Annotated in this window: 12 protein-coding genes; 6 read left to right on the top strand and 6 right to left on the bottom strand. The window is 67.8% G+C overall.

Going from position 1 to position 18,400, the window contains the following annotated elements; translation table 11 throughout:
* Window positions 1-74: 74 nt before the first annotated feature.
* From WBB14_RS05965 to WBB14_RS05955, 3 genes are all read left to right on the top strand, one after another.
* Window positions 75-5,285 (top strand): autotransporter domain-containing protein, encoded by a 5,211-nt coding sequence (locus WBB14_RS05965; RefSeq protein WP_424239086.1) that lies wholly within the window; start codon window positions 75-77, stop codon window positions 5,283-5,285.
* 123 nt (window positions 5,286-5,408) lie between these two features.
* Window positions 5,409-6,806 carry an HdeD family acid-resistance protein gene (locus WBB14_RS05960; RefSeq protein WP_424239007.1) on the top strand — a complete coding sequence of 466 codons (1,398 nt, stop codon included), beginning with the start codon at window positions 5,409-5,411 and terminating at the stop codon, window positions 6,804-6,806.
* Window positions 6,807-6,849: 43 nt separating this feature from the next.
* On the top strand, window positions 6,850-7,899 hold the full coding sequence (locus WBB14_RS05955) for a DUF4105 domain-containing protein (protein WP_424239006.1): 1,050 nt from the start codon (window positions 6,850-6,852) through the stop codon (window positions 7,897-7,899).
* On the opposite strand, the gene WBB14_RS05950 is transcribed toward WBB14_RS05955, so the two are convergent.
* On the bottom strand, window positions 7,848-9,446 hold the full coding sequence (locus WBB14_RS05950) for an FAD-dependent monooxygenase (RefSeq protein ID WP_424239005.1): 1,599 nt from the start codon (window positions 9,444-9,446) through the stop codon (window positions 7,848-7,850). The genes WBB14_RS05955 and WBB14_RS05950 overlap by 52 nt on opposite strands.
* A gap of 159 nt (window positions 9,447-9,605) precedes the next feature.
* Window positions 9,606-10,511: a LysR family transcriptional regulator gene (locus tag WBB14_RS05945; protein WP_424239004.1), complete on the bottom strand. Its 906-nt coding sequence runs from the start codon at window positions 10,509-10,511 to the stop codon at window positions 9,606-9,608.
* Between the two features lie 112 nt (window positions 10,512-10,623).
* Between WBB14_RS05945 and WBB14_RS05940 the strand changes: the two genes are divergently transcribed.
* The 3 genes from WBB14_RS05940 to WBB14_RS05930 are packed head-to-tail and all read left to right on the top strand — an operon-like array spanning window position 10,624 to window position 13,744.
* Window positions 10,624-12,306 carry an alkaline phosphatase family protein gene (locus WBB14_RS05940; RefSeq protein ID WP_424239003.1) on the top strand — a complete coding sequence of 561 codons (1,683 nt, stop codon included), beginning with the start codon at window positions 10,624-10,626 and terminating at the stop codon, window positions 12,304-12,306.
* 10 nt (window positions 12,307-12,316) lie between these two features.
* Window positions 12,317-12,769, top strand: coding sequence for a cupin domain-containing protein (locus tag WBB14_RS05935; RefSeq protein ID WP_207464248.1), 453 nt, complete (start codon window positions 12,317-12,319; stop codon window positions 12,767-12,769).
* 3 nt (window positions 12,770-12,772) lie between these two features.
* Window positions 12,773-13,744 (top strand): Bug family tripartite tricarboxylate transporter substrate binding protein, encoded by a 972-nt coding sequence (locus WBB14_RS05930; RefSeq protein ID WP_424239002.1) that lies wholly within the window; start codon window positions 12,773-12,775, stop codon window positions 13,742-13,744.
* A 19-nt stretch (window positions 13,745-13,763) separates the two neighbouring features.
* Here the strand turns inward: WBB14_RS05930 and WBB14_RS05925 are convergent, their stop codons facing one another.
* From WBB14_RS05925 to WBB14_RS05910, 4 genes are all read right to left on the bottom strand, one after another.
* Window positions 13,764-15,062: an acyl-CoA thioester hydrolase/BAAT C-terminal domain-containing protein gene (locus tag WBB14_RS05925; RefSeq protein WP_424239001.1), complete on the bottom strand. Its 1,299-nt coding sequence runs from the start codon at window positions 15,060-15,062 to the stop codon at window positions 13,764-13,766.
* Window positions 15,063-15,071: 9 nt separating this feature from the next.
* Window positions 15,072-16,058, bottom strand: coding sequence for a Bug family tripartite tricarboxylate transporter substrate binding protein (locus WBB14_RS05920; RefSeq protein ID WP_013394472.1), 987 nt, complete (start codon window positions 16,056-16,058; stop codon window positions 15,072-15,074).
* Between the two features lie 234 nt (window positions 16,059-16,292).
* Complete coding sequence (locus WBB14_RS05915; protein ID WP_424239000.1) at window positions 16,293-16,850, bottom strand: DUF1415 domain-containing protein; 558 nt, start codon at window positions 16,848-16,850, stop codon at window positions 16,293-16,295.
* Between the two features lie 69 nt (window positions 16,851-16,919).
* On the bottom strand, window positions 16,920-18,392 hold the full coding sequence (locus tag WBB14_RS05910) for a M20 family metallopeptidase (protein ID WP_424238999.1): 1,473 nt from the start codon (window positions 18,390-18,392) through the stop codon (window positions 16,920-16,922).
* Window positions 18,393-18,400 lie beyond the last annotated feature (8 nt).

Here is an 18,400-nt window from a genome sequence, read left to right as displayed (position 1 = left end):
CGTGCACACCGGCGGGTACGGTTGTGACGTGCTTGGGGACTGCCGATCCAGCGCAACCCGGCTATGCCAGCTCCATGAACAACCTCCAGGTCATTCTGGACAGCTCCGCGACGCTCGGCGTCCTGTCCGCAGGCGGAGGCGCGGCGCTAAGCCTGACCGGCAGCAACGCGACCCTGATCAACGACGGCAGGATCGACGCCAATCTGCTCGGCAGGCCCCTGACCCTGTCGGGCGGGGTTGCGGCGGGCAATGCTACCGCCCACACCTTCAGGCTCACCAATAGGGGATCGATAGGCGGAACCACGGGGGCTGACAACGTCCTGCCAAATCTCAGCGCCATGGCGATAGCCGTGCAGAATGGAACCGGAGGAAACAGCCATCTGAGCAATGCGGGCACGATCCGCAGCCAAACGATCCCGGGCATATCGATCCAGGCCGAGGATATCCCCGTGGTCGCCGTTTACGGCGGCGGCAACGTGCACTTCGTCAATGAAAGCACGGGCACGATCACCGGCCGCATGGCTTTCGAGGCCTCGGGTACGCCCGGCACAGGCCACAGCTTCGTCAATGCCGGGACCATCGACGGCAGCGTATGGTTGGGCCAGGGCGGCAACAATACCTTTACCGCGGTGTCCGGATCCTCGGTGAGACGGGGCCAAGGCTACGCCACGGCGGATCTGACCGTCCTCGGCATGCCCAGCCTGAAATTCGCGCCGCCTGGCACGGTCAACGGCGGCCTGGGCGCCGGCAATACGCTGGTGCTGCAGAATGTCCTGCCGTCGTACGGCACGGGCACCGGCACGGGCGGACCGAGCACCACGATTTCCGGCGACACATACATCAACTTCCAGAACCTGCGCGTCAACAGCGGCACCTGGAAGTTGACGGGGACGGCGCTGGCCCATGGAGGAAACGTCGAGCTGAACGGCGGCCTGGTCACCCTCGCCAACAGCAACGTGCTGGGCTCGGGCCTGGTAAACGCAAACGGAGGCTCCCTGGCCGCCGGCATCGGCATGGCCCTGGGCAACGACTTTGTGCTCGGCGCCCAAGGCCTGACGATGCAGGGCGCCAACGCGATCACGCTTGCAGGCGGACTGTCCGGCGGGGGACACCTGACGCTGAACGGTACCGCCCCCGTCACCCTGAGCGGGAACAACAGCTACGCCGGCGGCACCACCGTGGGCCAGGGGGTGGAGCTGCGAGGCAATGCCCAGAGCCTGCAAGGCGATATCGCCGTCGATGGCGCGCTGGTATTCACCCAGGCCACCAGCGGCACCTATGCGGGCAACCTTTCTGGCGGCGGCTCCCTCACCAAGGAAGGCGCAGGCAGCTTGACGCTGACCGGCGCCCACACCTATGCCGGCGCCACCGCCATTTCCGCCGGCACGCTCGCGCTGGCCATGTCCGGCCGCCTGCCTGCCAGCCAGGTATCGCTGCAATCCGGCGCAACGCTGGACCTGAGGGCGGCCTCCGGTCAGACCATCGCCGCGTTGAGCGGACTCGGCGGCAGCGTCATGCTGGGCACGAATGCGCTGTCCCTGAACGGCAGCACCAACAATATATTCGGCGGCGTCATATCGGGCTCGGGCGCACTCATCAAGTTGGGCACCGGGACGCAGACGCTGACCGGCGCCAACACTTTCACGGGCGAAGTCATCATCAACGGCGGCACGCTGGCCGTCGGGGCGGGCGCCCTGCCGACGAACTCGGCCATCTGGATCTATACCGGCGGCACGTTCGATCTTTCCGCGGGCGGCTCCCTGGGTATCGGGACCGTTAACGGCAGCGGCGGCAGGATTGAGCTCGGCGCCAATACGCTGACGGTCGGTGGCGGTACCTTTACGGGTGTGGCTGGCGGCACGGGCGGAATCAACAAGACCGGAACCGGCACGCTGACGCTGAACGGCGTCAATACCTACCGCGGCCCCACACTGGTACAGAACGGGGCGCTGCGTATCGGCGGGGACGCCTCGAAGTCGACGGCCAGTCTCGCCAGCAATGTCAACGTGGCAGGCGGCGCCTCGGTGGGCGGCTTCGGCAGCGTCAACGGCAATGTGTCCATCGCGGCGAATGGCCGCCTGGCTCCCGGCAATCCCGGCGGCACATTCACCGTCAACGGCAACCTCGTGATGCAACAGGGAAGCGTGGCTGCGTTCAGTTTCGGCGCGCCAGGCACGGGTTCCGCTCCTGGCGCGGGCCATAGCGTGACGGTCAACGGCGACCTGACGCTGAACGGCGCGCAACTCGAGGCCAGCGATGGCGGCGGATTCGGCGTCGGCCTGTACCGGCTGTTCGACTACACCGGGAATCTGACCCAGGGGAATGGCGGCATTCTGCCCGCCATGGGCCAGGCGATCCAGCACCTGGCCGCCGCCAAGCAGATCAATCTGATCAATAGCGCCAACCTCGAGCTCAACTTCTGGAACGCCAACCGGCAGGCTGGCGCCACCCAGCTGGGCGGCGGCTCCGGAGTCTGGTCGCGCACCGCTGCCAATTGGACCGATGCCACCGGCACGATCACGTCAGCTCGCCAGCCCGCTGATGCATTCGCCATCTTCGGCGGCGCCGCAGGCACGGTGACCGTGGACACGGCAACCGGACCGGTCGAGGCCAAAGGCATCCAGTTCGCCAGCGACGGCTACCGTCTGAACGGCGACTCCCTGGCATTGACCGGAAGCACGCCAGGCGCGGCGGGCGAATTGCGCGTGGGCGATGGCAGCCAGGCGTCCCGGGCCTGGACCGCCACCCTCGACAACGTCCTCACGGGCGCCGGCATCGACAAGACCGGGCTGGGCACGCTGGTGCTGAACGGCGCCAATACCCATACCCAGACCACCCGCATCAGCAGGGGCACCCTGTCGGTGTCCAGCGACGCCAACCTCGGCGCGGCGACGGCCGGACTGGACTTCCAGGGCGGCACGCTGCGTGTCACCGGCACGGGCTTCCAAGGTACCGCCCGCAATATCAACCTGGGCGCGGCAGGCGGCGGCTTCGACATCGCCGACGCCGCCAACACCTACACCGTCGCGCCAGCGTTGTCTGGCAACGGCAAGCTGGCCAAGCTCGGCGCCGGCACGCTTGTTCTCACCGGAAACAACTCCTATCTGGGCGGCACGACGGTCCAGGCGGGCACGCTGCAGATCGGCGATGGCGCCGTCTCGGGCAGCATCGCCGGCAACGGGTCCGTCGAGGCCGGCGCCACCCTCGCCTTCAAGCGCAGCGACCGCGTGGTTTTTGCCGGCGATCTGAGCGGCGCGGGCGAGCTGCGCCACGCCGGCACGGGCACGCTGGTGCTGACTGGCCAGAACACGCTCACGGGCGCCACGACCATCGAGTCCGGCACGCTGCAAGTGGGCGATGGCGGAACGTCGGGCGCCATGGCGGGCAACATCGTCAACAACGGCAGCCTGGTCTTCAACCGCGCGGACGATATCCGCTATGCCGGCGCGCTTTCCGGCAGCGGCGCGATGACCAAGGCAGGCGCGGGTTCGCTGGTCCTGACGGGCGACAGCAGCGCCTACGCTGGCGCCGCGCAACTGTCTGCCGGCACGCTGCAGGTGGACGGCAAGCTGGGCGGCCAGCTCCACGCCGGCGCCGGCACGACGCTGGCCGGCAGCGGCACGCTGAATGAGGTGACCATCGGCGCCGGCGCCACGCTGGCGCCAGGCAATGCCGCCTCTCCCCATGGCCGGCTGAATCTGCTGGGCGACCTGAATTTCAAGCCAGGCGCCATCTACCGCGTCGCCACCACCGCCGACGGCCTGCACAGCAGCGTGCATGTGGCCGGCACCGCCAGACTGGCTGGCTCCGTCGTGCAGCTTGCCGAGAACGGCAATTACGCGCCTTCGACCACGTACGCCATCCTGACCGCGGACCATGGCGTGCAAGGCCGTTTTGATGCCGTCTCCAGCAACTTCGCATTCCTCGCCCCGTCGCTGAACTACGACGCGAACAAGGTCAATCTGGTGGTGAGCCTGAAGCAGGTTCCCGATAACGGCGGCACGCCTCCCGTGGATGGCGGCACGCCTCCCGTGGACGGCGGCAAGCCTCCCGTGGACGGCGGCAAGCCTCCCGTGGACGGCGGCACGCCTCCCGTGGACGGTGGCACGCCTCCCGTGGACGGCGGCACGCGCCCCATCGAGTTCGCCGACGCCGCGGTCACCGGCAACCAGCGCGCCGTCGCCCGGGCGCTGCAAAGCCTGCCTGGCGACAGCGCGCTGCGCCTGCATGTGCTGAACCTGCCCAACGGCGCGCCCCCCGCCGCCTTCAACGCCTTGTCCGGCGAGTCCCACGCCAGCGCAATGTCAGGCCTGCAAAGCACGGCCAACGCCTTCATCCAGGCGCCGCTGACGCGCCTGCGCGGCAATCTCAACGCCGGCTGGATGGCGGGCGCGCCGACGGCGCAGTTGGGCCTGGCCGACGCGGCCTCCCTGCCCCTCTCGGCGGCCCAACCCCTGTGGACGCAGATCTACGGCACCTGGACCACGCAGGACGGCGACGGCAACGCCGCCAAAACGACCCAATCAGACACCGGCATCATCATCGGCGGCGACCAGGCCATCGGCGGCGGCTGGCGCCTGGGCGGCGCCCTGGGCTACAACAGCGGCCGCAGCCGGACCAGCGACCGCGCCTCCAACACGCAAGCCGACAGCTACAGCCTCACGGTCTACGGCGGCAAGGCCTTCGAGGCGGGCGCCGGCAAGATCAACCTGAGTCTGGGCGCCGCCTACAGCTGGCACGACCTGGACACCAAGCGCAATACGGCCGGGGCCGGCCTGGACCAGACGCTCAAGGCCAGCTACGGCGCCAGCACTGGGCAATTCTTCGGCGAGCTGGGCTACGCCGTGCCGCTGAACGACCGGGTCACCCTCGAGCCCTTCGTCGGCGCGAACTACAGCGACCTGCGCACGCGCGGCTTCTCGGAATCCGGCGGCGATGCGGCGCTGCGCGGCGAGAGCGGCCACAATACCGTAACGACCACCACGCTGGGTCTGCATGCGCTGAGCACCTTTGAAAGCGCTGGCGCCCGCGGCCACGTGCATGGCACGCTAGGCTGGCGCCACGCCTTCGGCGGGCTCAATCCCGCCAGTACGCTGTCCTTTGTCCAGGGCAGCGACGCGTTCACCGCCACCGGCGCACCGATCGCGCGCAATGCGGCCGTGATCGAGTTGGGCGTGGGCATGGAGGTCAGCAAGCGCACCACGGTGGCGGTCAGCTACGGCGGGCAGTTCGGCGACGGCAACCGCCAGAGCTCAGGCACACTGGACGTCCGATACCGATTCTGAACCTTCCCAGGTCGGGTGCGCGGCCAAACACCCGCCGCGCCCACAGAACCCCCTCCTGGCGGGTGAATTTTGTTAATGTGTTCAGCAGCCCCCCCCGGACACGCGAAAGGAGCGCTCGGAAAAATGGGTAATCTTGTCTTGTTGCTGCTTGGCGTGGAATACCTGCGCAAGCGCGCCCGAACGTTGTTCATCGTCGGCGGCATCTTCCTGGCCATAGGCGTCGGGCTTTTCATCGATGCGCTGGACAACGCCTTGAACTTCCCGCTGGATTTCTTCGCGGCGCTGTTCGTCATCGAAGGCCTGGCCACGTTGATGATCGCCAAGTCGGGAGTGGGCGGCCAGCGGGTGCTGCGCTATGCCAAGGGCGCCATCGTGCTGATCGCCGGCATCCTGGTGCTGATCGGCCACCACCACGGGCACTTCGTGCTGTCCATGCTGTTCGGCCTGATGTTCCTGGTGGATGGGTTGATCCAGTGCACGGCCGCTTATGTGGTGCGTTACGAGCGCTGGCGCTATGTATTCGCCTCGGGCGTGGCGGAAATACTGCTGGCCATCTTCTTTTTCCAGCCCTACCCCAGCCACTACGTCGGCACGGTGCCGTACTGCCTGGGGCTGTTCCTGGCATTCTCGGGCCTGCGGCTGCTGTCGCTGGCCCGCCGGGTCCGCAACCTGGACTCCAACCCGGCATTGGACATCAATCCGCACCCGGACTTCATGCCCACGCGCGCCGACGGTCCGGCGCAAACCGTATTCGACGGTCCGCCGCTGGAATCCGAGCGCGCGCTGACCGTCCACGTCTGGACGCCGTCGGGTTCCGCCAAGAACGAAACGCGCAACTACCCGGTGGTGAACCGCTACATCGCCGCCGTCGACGTCAACGGCGTGGTGTCCACCGGCCATGCCGCGCTGGAATCCCCCGAAGGCGTGTACATCAGCCTGTATCCGGCCCAAGAAATCGACCACTCCCCCGAACAGTTCGGCACCCTGCTGCGCGCCACCGCGGAAAACAACGTCCCCGGCGTGTTCCAGCCTGACTACGCCACCGAATCCAAGGCCTGGGCGCCGTCCACGATGCGGGTGCGCATCCGCAATTACGACGCGGCCAAGCTGCAGGCGTTCTGGGATGAATACCGCAAGACCACGACCTACAACCTGACATACCGCAACTGCTCCAGCTCCGTGGCCAACGCCCTGGAAGCGGCGCTGGACGGCGTGGTCGGCCGCTTGCACGGCCGCGGGGCCGGATGGCGGGTGCTGCTGCGCCTGCTGCTGACGCCGGAACTGTGGGTGGCGGCGCAGATCCGCATGCGCGCCCTGACCATGGCCTGGACCCCGGGCCTGACACTGGACTATGCGCGCGCGCTCAGCATGCTGGCCGATCCGCGTCCGTTCGGCTGGTGGAAGATGTCGCAGCACGCGCTGAGCCAGATCGCCCGCATGCGCGCCGGCTGGCGCAAGCAAGACCGCAAGGCGCTGGCCCGCAATGCGGAGCAGGCCGAATCCTCGCAAGGGGCGCAATGACGGGCACCCATGGGCGCAGCCCCGCCTGGCGCATGAAGACGCCATGATTCTGCAGATGGCGTCCGGGCTGGCCATACTGGCCGGCGCCGCCTGGGGCGCGGCGGCGCTATGGTTCCAGTCGCCCTTCGCCGGCCGCGTCCGGGCAGTGCTGCCAGCCGCCTGGCTGGCGCTTGCGGTCGCGGCGCTGATCGGACTGATGATGGGGCAGCCGTTGCCCGCCTGGCTGTTCGCCGCGCTGCTGCTGGCCCTGCTGGCGTGGTGGCGCCTGGGCGTGCGCCCTTCCAACGACCGCGAGTGGATGCCGGAGGTAGCGCGCCAGACGCAGGGGACCATCGACGCAGACGTCGTTACCCTGCGCAACGTGCGCAACTTCGACTGGCGCTCGCGCACGGACTACGACATCCGTTGGGAGACCCGTTCATATGACCTGTCGCGCCTGGACGCCGTGGACCTGGCGCTGTCCTATTGGGGCCGGCCCGCCATCGCCCACGCCATGGTGTCGTTCGGCTTCAGCGACGGCCAACACGTGGTGTTCTCGGTGGAGATCCGCCGCAAGCTGCATGACGTGTTCTCCGAAATCGGCGGCTTCTTCCGCCAGTACGAACTGTCGGTGCTGGCCTCGACCGAGGAGGACAGCCTGCGCGTGCGCACCAACGTCCGCGGCGAGGAAGGTTATCTGTACCGCGTGCACATGCCGGAGGGCGCGGCCCGCAAGCTGTTCCTGTCCTATGTGGAGACCGCCACCCGGCTGGCGCAGAAGCCGCGCTTCTACAACACGCTGACCGGCAACTGCACCACTATCGTGTACCGCTTGGCCGACCAGATCGTGCCGGGCCTGCCGCTGGACTACCGGGTGCTGTTTTCGGGCTATCTGCCCGAGTACCTGTACCGGCTGGATGCGCTGGAAGGCGCGGACAGCCCACAGGCATACCGGCAGGCCGGCCACTACACGCAGCGCGCCCGCGCCACCGTCGATGCGGCTGAGTTCTCGCGCAACATCCGGCGCGGCGTGCCGGGCGTGCCGCAGGCGGCGGCCCTCGATCAGGAAGCCGCGGCCATGCCCGGCGCGGGCGCGCGCAGCAGCTCCACGTAAGCCCCCAGGGTCTCCACGTGGCGTTCTTCCGCACGCAGCCCCACGTGGCCGTCCGCCCTGACGACCAGCAGCAGGATATGCCGCACGCCCAGCCTGCCGGCCATCGAGGGCTCGATATAGCCATCCACCTCGTCAACAATGCCCGCATTCGCGGTCAAGGCGACCACCGCTTCAATGATCGCGCCGTCGGATAGCGGCTCGATCGCCGAGCGGACCTGAGCAAGCGTATCCGCCGACGTCCGCGGGCCGCCTAGAATGAAAACCGTGTGGCCCTTGCGGTTGGCGCGTTCGTGCAACATCCCCGCGCCTCCCGCCGCCAGGCGGATCGGGATCTGGTCCGGCAGCCGCTGGCCCGGGGAAACGGGGTCGTGCCGGTCTCCCATGACGATGGGCGATTCGCCGTAATCGATGTCCAGCTCCGCCTCGGCCACCGCCTCGTGATGTTGCGAGGCGCCCTCCTCGAAGGCTTTGCGGATGGCGGCATTGCGCTCGCGCAGCACCTCCGTATCCGTGGCCAGTTGGGCGTTCTCGGCGGCATCGCCCGATGCCAGCACACGCTGCGCGGCGGGACGACGCTCTGCCTGATAGCTGTCGAGCAGCCCATCCGAGCACTGTCCGCCGCAGACCAGCGCCAGCTTCCAGGCCAGGTTGACGGCGTCATGCAAGCCGGTATTCATGCCGTGGCCCTGGGCCGGACTGCAGGTATGCGCGGCGTCGCCGGCCAGCAGGATGCGGCCGGCCCGGAATCGCCGCGCAACTTTCGTGTAGCAAAGGAAGCGCGCCGGATGGGCGACGTCTTCGAAGTCAGCTTCGGGCAGATACCGCCGCAGCGTGGACAAGGCATCGGCGACCAGGTCGGAATCTTCCGCGCTGGGCCGCAGATACACGCGCCAGCGCTGGCCGGGCAACGCCGTCAGGATGACCGGAATCCGGTCCAGGTAGGCGTAGTTGGCTTCAAAAATCTCGGGCCAGCGGCTGATCGCGGCGTCGAACACGGCCCAGGCCTGGCTGATGTCGTGGCCGTCCTGTTCGATGCCGGCCAGCGCGCGGACCGTGCTGTGGTGGCCGTCGCAACCTATCACCCACTGGGCCAGCACTTCGATATCGCCGTCAGACTGTTCGATTCTGGCCAGTACGCCGTCCGGCCGTTCCTGCAGGTCCACCAGCTTGCTGGCCCGCTGGACGCTGCCGCCGTGGCTGGCCAGATAGTCGGTGAGGATGGCCTCGGTGACCTCTTCCGAAATCCCGATGTTGTAGGGATAGCGGCTGCCGCAAAGGTCCAGATCGATTTCGCCCAGCACCTTGCCGTCGGCATGGATACGTGCGCCGCGCTGCTTCACGCCCGCGGCCAGCAGTGGTTCCACGATGCCCAGCGAATCGAAGATTTCCAGCGAGCGGGGGTGGACCACCGTGGCGCGGTCCCACTCCAGCGGCCGCGCGTGCGCGTCGATCAGCAGGCACTGCACGCCGCGCCGTTGCAGCTCGGCGGCGGTGAGCAGGCCCGCCGGACCGGCGCCAACCACCAGGACTGTCGTTTCGATCACCATGTTGCGCCCTCTGGAAACGTCGAAGCGGTCCGGATTGCGCCTCGGCACGAACCCAAAAAAATAAGACCGCGCATGGGCTGCCGTCAAGGATATGGAGCGTTACGCCGCTGGCATGACACCTCGGGCGCGCCTCAACCTTTTGGAGCGATCCACTACGGTTCAGGGGAGCCTGGCCAGCTGCGCGGCCTCGCCCAGCAACGCGTCCAGCAGGCGGCGCGCCGGCACGGTCAACGGAGCATCGGCGCGGTAGGTCACGTAGATGACCGTCTTTGGCAAGGCGTCGACGATGTCCAGCCGGACCAGTCCCAGCGCCGGTCCGTAGCGCTCCAGGAACCCCTGCGGCATGATGCCGACCAGGTCCAGCTGCGGCATCAGCGCCAGCAGCGTGGAGAAGGACTCGCATTCGAGCTGCAGATGCAGCGCCCGCGCCTGCGCTTCGTCGGCGTACAGCGCCCGTGGATCGCCCGGCCCCTGCGCCGGCCCGGTCAGCACCCAGGCCGCTTCGGCCAGCTCGCTCAATCGTCGCGCGCCGGCCAGCGGATGCGCGGCGCGCGCGACGATGACCGACTGGCTTTCGAACAGCGGCTGCACCGCCAGGTCACCGCCTCCGCCGGCCTCGGGCAGCGGCCCGAGCGCCATGTCCAGTTCACCGGAGCGGATGCGCTCCAGCGCCTGCGGATATAGGGTGTCGCGCACCCGCAGCCGCACCTGCGGCCAGCGCGCGCCGTAGCGAGCCACCGCGCCCGGCGCCAGCAGGATGGCGGCGGCCGGCGATACGCCCAGCGTCACCTGGGCCTCGGCGCCGCGCAGATGCCAGGCCAGGTCTTCGTGGGCCTTTTCGATCTCGCGCATGACGACGGCGGCGCGCGCGGCAAGGATCTCGCCGGCCTGCGCCAGCCGCACGCCCTTGGGCGTGCGCACCACCAGTTCCGCGCCGACCTCTTCTTCCAGTTGGCGCAGCGACTTGGTCAGCGCCGGCTGCGACACGTTCAGGACCTGCGCGGCGGCGCGCATGCTGCCGGTCCTGGCCAGGGTGAGCAACAGGTTCAGATGCTGGAGTCGCAAGCCGCCTCTCCGGCCGATTACCTGGAGTAATCGACATCAAAACAATTCAAGGGATGGACGCGCAGGCCGTCGATAGAATTCCTGCATACCCCATCGGAGACAGGAGCCTAGCATGACCCGAGGCGTGAAGAACATTCTCTTCATCATGTGCGACCAGCTGCGCTACGACCATCTTTCCTGTTTTGGCCACCCCAGGCTGAAGACGCCGAATCTGGACGCGCTGGCCGCGCGCGGCGTGATCTTCGACCGGGCCTATGTGCAGTCGCCCGTGTGCGGCCCCTCGCGCATGAGCTACTACACCGGGCGCTATGTGCATGCGCACGGCGCCAGTTGGAACTTCGTGCCGCTGAAGGCGGGCGAGATGACCATAGGCGACCATCTGCGGCCGCTGGGCGTGCGTTCCGTGCTGGTGGGCAAGACGCACATGCGGGCCGACGCGGCAGGCATGTCGCGGCTGGGCATAGACCCGGCTTCCGTCATCGGCCGGCGCATCACCGAATGCGGCTTCGACGCTTATGAGCGCGACGACGGCATCCACCCGTACTCGGGCCACGACCCCGACCCGCGCTACAACGACTATCTGCGCGCACAAGGCTACGGCGGCGACAACCCTTGGGAAAGCTGGGCCAATTCCGCCGAGGATGCGGACGGCACGGTGCGCTCGGGCTGGTTCCTGAAGTACTCCAACCTGCCGGCGCGGGTGCCCGACGAGCACTCGGAAACGCCTTACATCACGCGCCGGGCGATGGACTTCATCAGCGAGGCCGGCGAACAGCCGTGGTGCCTGCACCTGTCCTACATCAAGCCGCACTGGCCCTATCTGGCGCCGGCGCCCTACGCCGGCATGTATGGCGCGGATGACGCGCTGCCGGTGGTGCGCAGCGAGGCCGAGCGCGCCGATCCGCATCCGGTCTATGCGGCGATGATGCAGCATCGCGTGTCGGCGACCTTCTCCGAACCCGGCGTGCGCGAGGCGGTCATGCCGGGCTACATGGGACTGATCAAGCAGATCGACGACCAGCTTGGCGTGCTGTTCCGCTTCATGGAGGCGCGCGGCCTGTTCGACAACACCATGATCGTTTTCACCTCCGATCACGGCGACTATCTGGGCGACCACTGGATGGGGGAAAAGGACCTGTTCCATGAACCCGTCATCCGCATGCCGCTGATCGTCTATGACCCCGATCCGCGCGCCGACGCGGCACGCGGCACGCGCTGCGGAGCCATGGTCGAAGCGATAGACCTGGCGCCGACCTTCCTGGAGGCCTGCGGCGGCGTGCCGGTGCCGCACATCATGGACGGCCGTTCGCTGCGGCCCCTGCTGTTCGGCCAGAAGCCACGGGATTGGCGCGACCACGTCATCTGCGAGTACGACTACGCCTTCCAGGATTCGCGCATCGCTTTGGGCACGCCGGCACGCCAGGCTTGGCTGCGCATGGTGCGCGACGACCGTTGGAAGTATGTGCTGGCTGAAGGCTACCGGCCGATGCTGTACGACCTGCAGGAAGACCCCAATGAATTCGTCGACCTGGGCGCGTCGCCGGCGCACGAGGCGGTTCGCAAACACATGGAGGACCTGCTGTTCCGCTGGGCGCGCCAGCCGCGCCAGCGCGCCACGGTGGCCGACGGCACCATCGAGTCCATCGAGGTCCAACCGCGCATTTCCGAGGGCGGCATCCTGATCGGCTATTGGGACGAAGACGACCTGGCCCGCGCCCGGCAGACGTTCAAGCCCCGTTTCGCATCATCCAACCCGCTCGTGAAGCCGACGCTGGATCGGCTCTCGCAATCCTGAGGAGTGCAGCATGATTCTCGAAACCCCCGATATCACCCGCGCCCAGGCCGGCCTGGACGGCGTCTCCTGGAACATCCTGGGCCAGGTCTACGTGCCCAAGCAGATCAGCCTGGACAGCATTTCCTGGCACGCCACGTTTCCGGAGGAGTCCTTCGTGCCGCCGCACGTGCACCCCAACCAGGACGAATACATCTTCGTGCTGGACGGCCGCATCGACCTGCTGCTGGACGGCAAGAAGACCTCGGCCGGTCCCGGTGACCTGGTACGCATGCCCCGCGGCGTGCCGCATGCGTTCTTCAACAATTCGGGCGTCGCCGCCACCGCGCTGTTCTGGGCCGCGCCCGCGGGCAAGCTGCTGGAGCTTTACCGGCGCATCCACAACATGTCGAGTCCGGCGGAGGTGGTGGCGGTGGCGCCGGAGTACGACGTGATCTTCATGCCGCCTGTTTCGTCAGCGGCCTGAACCATGCGCCGCCGCACGCTACTGAAGGGCCTGGCCGGAGCCCTCGCCTGTACCCTGCCGTGGTCCGCCCGGGCCGCGTATCCGGACAAGCCTGTACGCATCATCGTGCCGCTGCCCGCGGCAAGCCCGGCCGACGTGCTGGCGCGCGTGCTGGCCGAGAGGCTGCAGCGCCTTTGGGGACAGCCGGTGGTGGTGGAAAACCGCCCCGGCGCGACCGGCATGATAGGCCTGGACGCGGTCGCGCGCGCCGCGCCGGATGGCTATACGGTCGGCATCATGTTCCTTAGCCACACAGTGCTGCCAGCGCTGTTCGGCAAGGTGTCCTATCGCACGAACGGCGATTTTGCGCCGATCGCCAATCTGGTCTGGCTATACAACGTGTTGATGGTCCCGCCAGGCAGCGAGTACACCGATGTCCGCAGTCTGGTCGAACAGGCGAAGCGCCAGCCCGGCAAGCTCAGCTACGGTTCCGGCGGCAACGGATCGCCCGCCCATCTGCTGGGCGCGGCCTTCTGCCAGGCGGCGGGCATAGACATGCTGCACGTGCCGTTCAAGGGGCCTGCGGAAGCGGCACAGGCGCTCATGGGCGGCTACGTGCAGAACATGTTCGCCACCGCCTCCATCGCCGTGCCGCTGGCGCAGTCGGGCAAGCTGCGCGCACTGGCCGTCACGCGCGACGGCGGCCTCGACGCCCTGCCCGGCGTGCCCACGCTGGCCGAGGCCGGCGTGCCGGCATACAACCTGAAGGAATGGGAGGGCATCGTCGCGCCTGCCGGCACGCCGCCGGACCTGATCGCCAAGTGGAACGGCGCCATGCAGGCCATCCTGGCCGAAGCGGAAGTGCGCAACAAGCTGGCCGGCCTGGGCATGGAAGCTGCCCAAGCCAACACGCCAGCCGAATTCGCGGGCCTGATACGAGGCGAACTGCAGCGCTGGTCGGCGTTCGTGTCGGAGCAGAAGCTGCGCAACGGATAGGCCGCCGCGCGCCTGCCGCTTACCGGACCTCGCCGCCCACCCGTCCCAGGAAGTCCAGCACCGCCAGATAGGACCCCTCATTGCCCGCCGCGTTCGCGCTGGGCGTTCCGCCCGCGTCCAGCAGCAGGCCGGACATCGCGTGCGGCTTGCTGATCAGGGTAGCCGGCAGGCAGGGATAGTGCACGTGATGGCCGGCGCCCATGCAGACGTGGTGGAAGGTCGGCAGGCCATGTGCCTGGCGCCGGCGCATGACGATTTCCGAGTACGCGGTGCTGGGCCAGAAGCCGTCATCGGACGCGCTGACCAGCAGCACCGGGCCGGGATAATTCTCGACAGGAATGCGGGCTCGCTCGAACGCGGCGCTGTCGCGCGTGGCGCTGAGGAAGGCGTGCGTCTGGCGGTACGGCGGCTGCGACGCGTAGGCGGCGTCCCAGTTGGCGCTGGCGTTGTCCTGCCACAGGTGCGGCAGCGGCTCGCCGGCCTTGGTCCAGACCTGTGCGTCGCGGCCGGTGCCAGGCGCGCCGGCGCTGACCACGCCGTGCATGACCGGCGACGGCACGTAGGCGACCACCGCGCTGACCAGGTCCGGATAATGCGAGGCCACCAGCAGCGAGGTCTCGCCGCCGCGGCTGATGCCGGACAGGGCCACGAAGCCGTCGCGCGGCGCCAGTTCGGCGCGGGCCCAGCGCAACACGTGCTGGAAGTACTCCAGCGGCATGTCGTTCAAGTACTTGGGGCGGCCCTCGTAGTTGAAAATGGCCAGCGCCAGGCATTGGTAGCCGCGCGACGCGAACAGCGCCGCGCGCGGCGCGTTGACGCCGCCGGACGAGCCGTTCATGTAGATCACCAGCGGGTGCGGACCGGGGCCGGCAGGCGTATAGAGTTCGCCCGACAGCGTCATGCCGCCAACCTCTTCGCGCACGGCGCGGTGCGTCACCCCTTCGGCCTGAAATTCCTGCACCAGGGTCGCCGTAGCGGTCTGGCGTCCGTCGCTGGCTTCGATGTGGAGGGTCAGCGGCTCGGTCCGGTCGGGCGGGAACACCACGCTGGCGATGTCCTCGCACGCCATGGACCAGACGATGCCCATGGCCGAGGGTTCGGCATAGCTGCCGGACACGGGGCAATCGCGCGCCAGGTCCAGGCTGCCGTCGTGGCCGGCCACGAACATGGCTTGCGAGCGCCACGGCGCGCCACACATCGTCATGCTGGCCGTAACGGTGATGAAGGCATAGGCCGGGAAGCCGCCGATGCGGATCTCGCGCGCCACGTCGATCAGGGCGCGTTCCGGAGTGATGGTGATACTGGGCTGTTCTGCCATGGCGGCTCCTTAGCTCTTCAGGTCGGTCTTGGGCACGCCGTTGGCCTTGATGACCTGTGCCCACATGGCGGATTCGTCGGCGATGACCTTGTCCAGGTCGGCCGAGGACGTGAACTCCACCGTCACGCCCTGGTCGGCGAACTGCTGCACCAGGCCGGGGTCGCGCGTGCCTTCGCGCACGGCGTTCTCCAGCGCGGCAACCACCGGAGCGGGCATGGCGGCCGGGCCCGAGATCATCATGCGGGTATAGAGCTCGAAGCCGTCCACGCCCGCCTCCTTCATGGTGGGCACGTCGGGCAGGCTGGAGAGGCGCTTGTCGGAGGTGACCGCCAGCACTTGCAGCTTGCCCGACTTGATGTTGGGCAGCGCCGAGGTCGGGAAGTCGAAGGTGCTCTGCACCGTGCCCGCCATCAGGTCCAGCAGTGCGGGGCCGCTGCCCTTGTAGGGGACGTCCTGGAACTGGGTGCCGGTCTTGGACTGGAAATGCAGCAGCGCCAGGTGATTGATCACCCCGCGTCCGGCGTGCGCGCAAGTGATGTCGCCGGGCTTCTTCTTGGCCAGCGCGATGAATTCCTGCACGTTCTTCACGCCCAGGTCGGGATGCACGATCAGCAGCATCGGCGACTTGCCCATGGAGCCCAGCTGCTTGAAGTCCGACGGCTGGTAAGGCAGGTTGTTGTAGAGCAAGGGGTTCAGGATCATGCCGTTGGTGCCGGCGAAGCCCAAGGTGTAGCCATCGGGTTCGGCGCGCGCCACGGCCACGGTAGCGATGATCGCCTGGCCGCCGGGGCGGTTTTCCACCACCACGCTCTGCTTCAGTGTCTTGCCCATGCGCTCGGCCAGCGCGCGTGCCGCGATGTCGGTCAGCCCGCCAGGGGCGAAGCCCACCAGCAGGCGCACGGGACGGGTCGGAAAGGTGTTCTGGGCCCAGGCGGGGCGCGAGATCAGGGGCAGCGCGGCAAGCGCGCCCAGGGCATGGCGGCGGGTAAATCGCATACAACTCTCCAGGCAAGGACAACGCCCCCGCGCCCGGGAGAGGCCGCGGGGCATAGCAATCGAAGGAAATGGACGCGCGGATAGCCACCTTACGGCGAGCTGTCACGGCGTCAGTATGTTGTATGCAATCCCGCGAGCGGGCTATCTAGGGATATCCCGGGGCTCCTTGAGGAGAGCGAGCCTCGTATTCCGCAATGCGGTATTTGGTATGCGATCCGATAGACCGTCAGGCGGCTAGCCCTTGGTCATCAGCTTCTTCCACCCTTCCAGGCCCAGCCGCTTCATCGTGTCGATGTTCTTCTCGTAGATCTCGGCGGCATCGGGAAAGGATTCCACCGCGCGGTCGATGCTGTCTTCGCGCAGCAGATGAAGGATCGGGTACGGCGAACGGTTGGTGTAGTTCTCGATGTCGTCCGGCTGCGTGTCGGCGAATTGGAACTGCGGATGGAAGGTGGCCACCTGCAGGTCGCCCACCAGGCGCATGCGCTTGAGCAGGCGGTCCGACAGCTCCTCGAAGTCATTGAAATCCAGGAAGTCTTCCAGCGCGTCCGGGATGATCAGCAGCGTGGTGTCGATCTGCTCCGGATCGGTCTCGGCCAGCAGCGCCAGCTCGTCCTGCAGGTCAGTGAGGACGCCTTCGGCGTCGGTGGCGTCGCTGACGGCAAAGCGGATCTGGTCCTTGACCTGCACCGCCTTGGCGAAGGGACAGAGGTTCAGGCCGATGACGGCCTGGTTCAGCCAGTGCTTGGTCTCAGCGACCACGTTGGCGTAGGCGTCGGAAGTGGAAATCATGGGTGTCCATCCTGGAAAAAAGAAAAGCGCGGGCGTTACGGCCCGCGCTTCGAACAGCGTCGCCGCCGCTTACGCGGCCGGCATGGCCGCCATGGTCTGGGCCACGGCCGCGGTCAGCTTCTTGCCGTAGGGCACGTGCAGGAATTCATTGGGGCCGTGGGCGTTGGACTTGGGGCCCAACACGCCGCAAACCATGAACTGGGCCTTGGGGAAGCCCTTCTGCAGGATGCTCATTAGCGGAATGGTGCCGCCCTGACCGATGTAGCCGCAGGACGCGCCGTAGTATTGCTGCGAGGCCGCGTCCAGCGCCTGGGTCAGCCAGGGCGCGGAGGCCGGGGCGTTCCAGCCGGTGGCCGCGCCTTCGTTGGCCTTGAACAGCACCTTGGCGTTGTAGGGCGCGTCGGCTTCCAGCAGGGCCTTGATCTCTTGCGAGGCGGCCACGGCATCGATCAACGGCGGCAGGCGCAGCGACAGCTTGAAGGCGGTGCGCGGACGCAGCACGTTACCGGCGCTGGACAGCGGCGGCAGGCCTTCGGCGCCGGTCACCGACAAGGTCGGGCGCCAGGTGCGGTTCAGCAGGGCCTGTTCGGGCTCGGTCGTCATGGGCAGCACGAAGCCGCCGTCGGCGCCGCAGCTCCAGGGGAAACGGCGCCAGACTTCGTCGCCCAGGATGCGCGCGGTGGCGTGCACTTGTTCGACGCGATCGGCGGGGATCTCGCAATGCAGGCTCTGCGGCAGCAGGCGGCCGGTGCCGCTGTCTTCAAGGCGGTCCAGCAGATGGCGCAGGATGCGGAACGACGACGGCACCACGCCGCTGGAGTCGCCCGAGTGCACGCCTTCGTCCAGCACCTGCACTTCCAGCGTGCCCGACACCATGCCGCGCAGCGAGGTCGTCATCCAGAGCTGGTCGTAATTGCCGGCGCCCGAATCCAGGCACACCACCAGGGCCACGTTGCCCAGGCGGTCGCGCAGCGCGTCCACATAGGGCAGCAGGTCGTAGCTGCCGGATTCCTCACAGGTTTCGACGATGCCGACGCAGCGCGGACGCGGAATGCCCTGCTTGTCCAGCGCCATGATGGCGGTCAGCGAAGCGTACACGGCATAGCCGTCGTCGGCGCCGCCGCGGCCATACAGCTTGCCGTCTTCGAGCTTGGGGGTCCAGGGGCCCAGGCCGGCGCGCCAGCCGGAGAATTCGGGCTGCTTGTCCAGGTGGCCGTACAGCAGCACGGTGTCGCCGTTGTCGCTGCGGGTGGCGGGCGCGTCAAAGAAGATGACGGGCGTGCGGCCCGGCAGGCGCACCACTTCCAGCTTCAGGCCGGAGACCTTTTGCGCCTCGACCCATTGCGCGGCGTCGCGCACCACGCGCTCGATGAACGCGTTCTTTTCCCAGTCCGCGTCGAAAGCCGGGCTCTTGGCCGGGATGGCGATGTAGTCGGTCAGCGCCGGGATGATCTCGTTGTCCCATTTATCGTCCACGAAAGCCTGCAGGGCCTTCGGGTCCAGGGTGGGAGGAAGAGCGTCTTCGGGGATGCGTGCGTTCATGGCGCGGG

It is taken from the genome of Achromobacter sp. (assembly GCF_049647645.1).
Lineage (GTDB): Bacteria > Pseudomonadota > Gammaproteobacteria > Burkholderiales > Burkholderiaceae_B > Achromobacter.
Note: the sequence above shows the minus strand (reverse complement) of the source record. Positions and strands in the feature narration are given on the sequence as shown.

What these genes read in the sequence shown, in the direction of transcription:
- WBB14_RS05960 (WP_424239007.1), top strand. Translation starts at nt 5,409, where the DNA reads ATGGGTAATCTTGTCTTGTTGCTGCTTGGCGTGGAATACCTGCGCAAG.
- WBB14_RS05955 (WP_424239006.1), top strand. Translation starts at nt 6,850, where the DNA reads ATGATTCTGCAGATGGCGTCCGGGCTGGCCATACTGGCCGGCGCCGCC.
- WBB14_RS05910 (WP_424238999.1), bottom strand. Translation starts at nt 18,392, where the DNA reads ATGAACGCACGCATCCCCGAAGACGCTCTTCCTCCCACCCTGGACCCG.
- WBB14_RS05965 (WP_424239086.1), top strand. Translation starts at nt 75, where the DNA reads ATGAACAACCTCCAGGTCATTCTGGACAGCTCCGCGACGCTCGGCGTC.
- WBB14_RS05950 (WP_424239005.1), bottom strand. Translation starts at nt 9,446, where the DNA reads ATGGTGATCGAAACGACAGTCCTGGTGGTTGGCGCCGGTCCGGCGGGC.
- WBB14_RS05925 (WP_424239001.1), bottom strand. Translation starts at nt 15,062, where the DNA reads ATGGCAGAACAGCCCAGTATCACCATCACTCCGGAACGCGCCCTGATC.
- WBB14_RS05930 (WP_424239002.1), top strand. Translation starts at nt 12,773, where the DNA reads ATGCGCCGCCGCACGCTACTGAAGGGCCTGGCCGGAGCCCTCGCCTGT.
- WBB14_RS05920 (WP_013394472.1), bottom strand. Translation starts at nt 16,058, where the DNA reads ATGCGATTTACCCGCCGCCATGCCCTGGGCGCGCTTGCCGCGCTGCCC.
- WBB14_RS05940 (WP_424239003.1), top strand. Translation starts at nt 10,624, where the DNA reads ATGACCCGAGGCGTGAAGAACATTCTCTTCATCATGTGCGACCAGCTG.
- WBB14_RS05915 (WP_424239000.1), bottom strand. Translation starts at nt 16,850, where the DNA reads ATGATTTCCACTTCCGACGCCTACGCCAACGTGGTCGCTGAGACCAAG.
- WBB14_RS05935 (WP_207464248.1), top strand. Translation starts at nt 12,317, where the DNA reads ATGATTCTCGAAACCCCCGATATCACCCGCGCCCAGGCCGGCCTGGAC.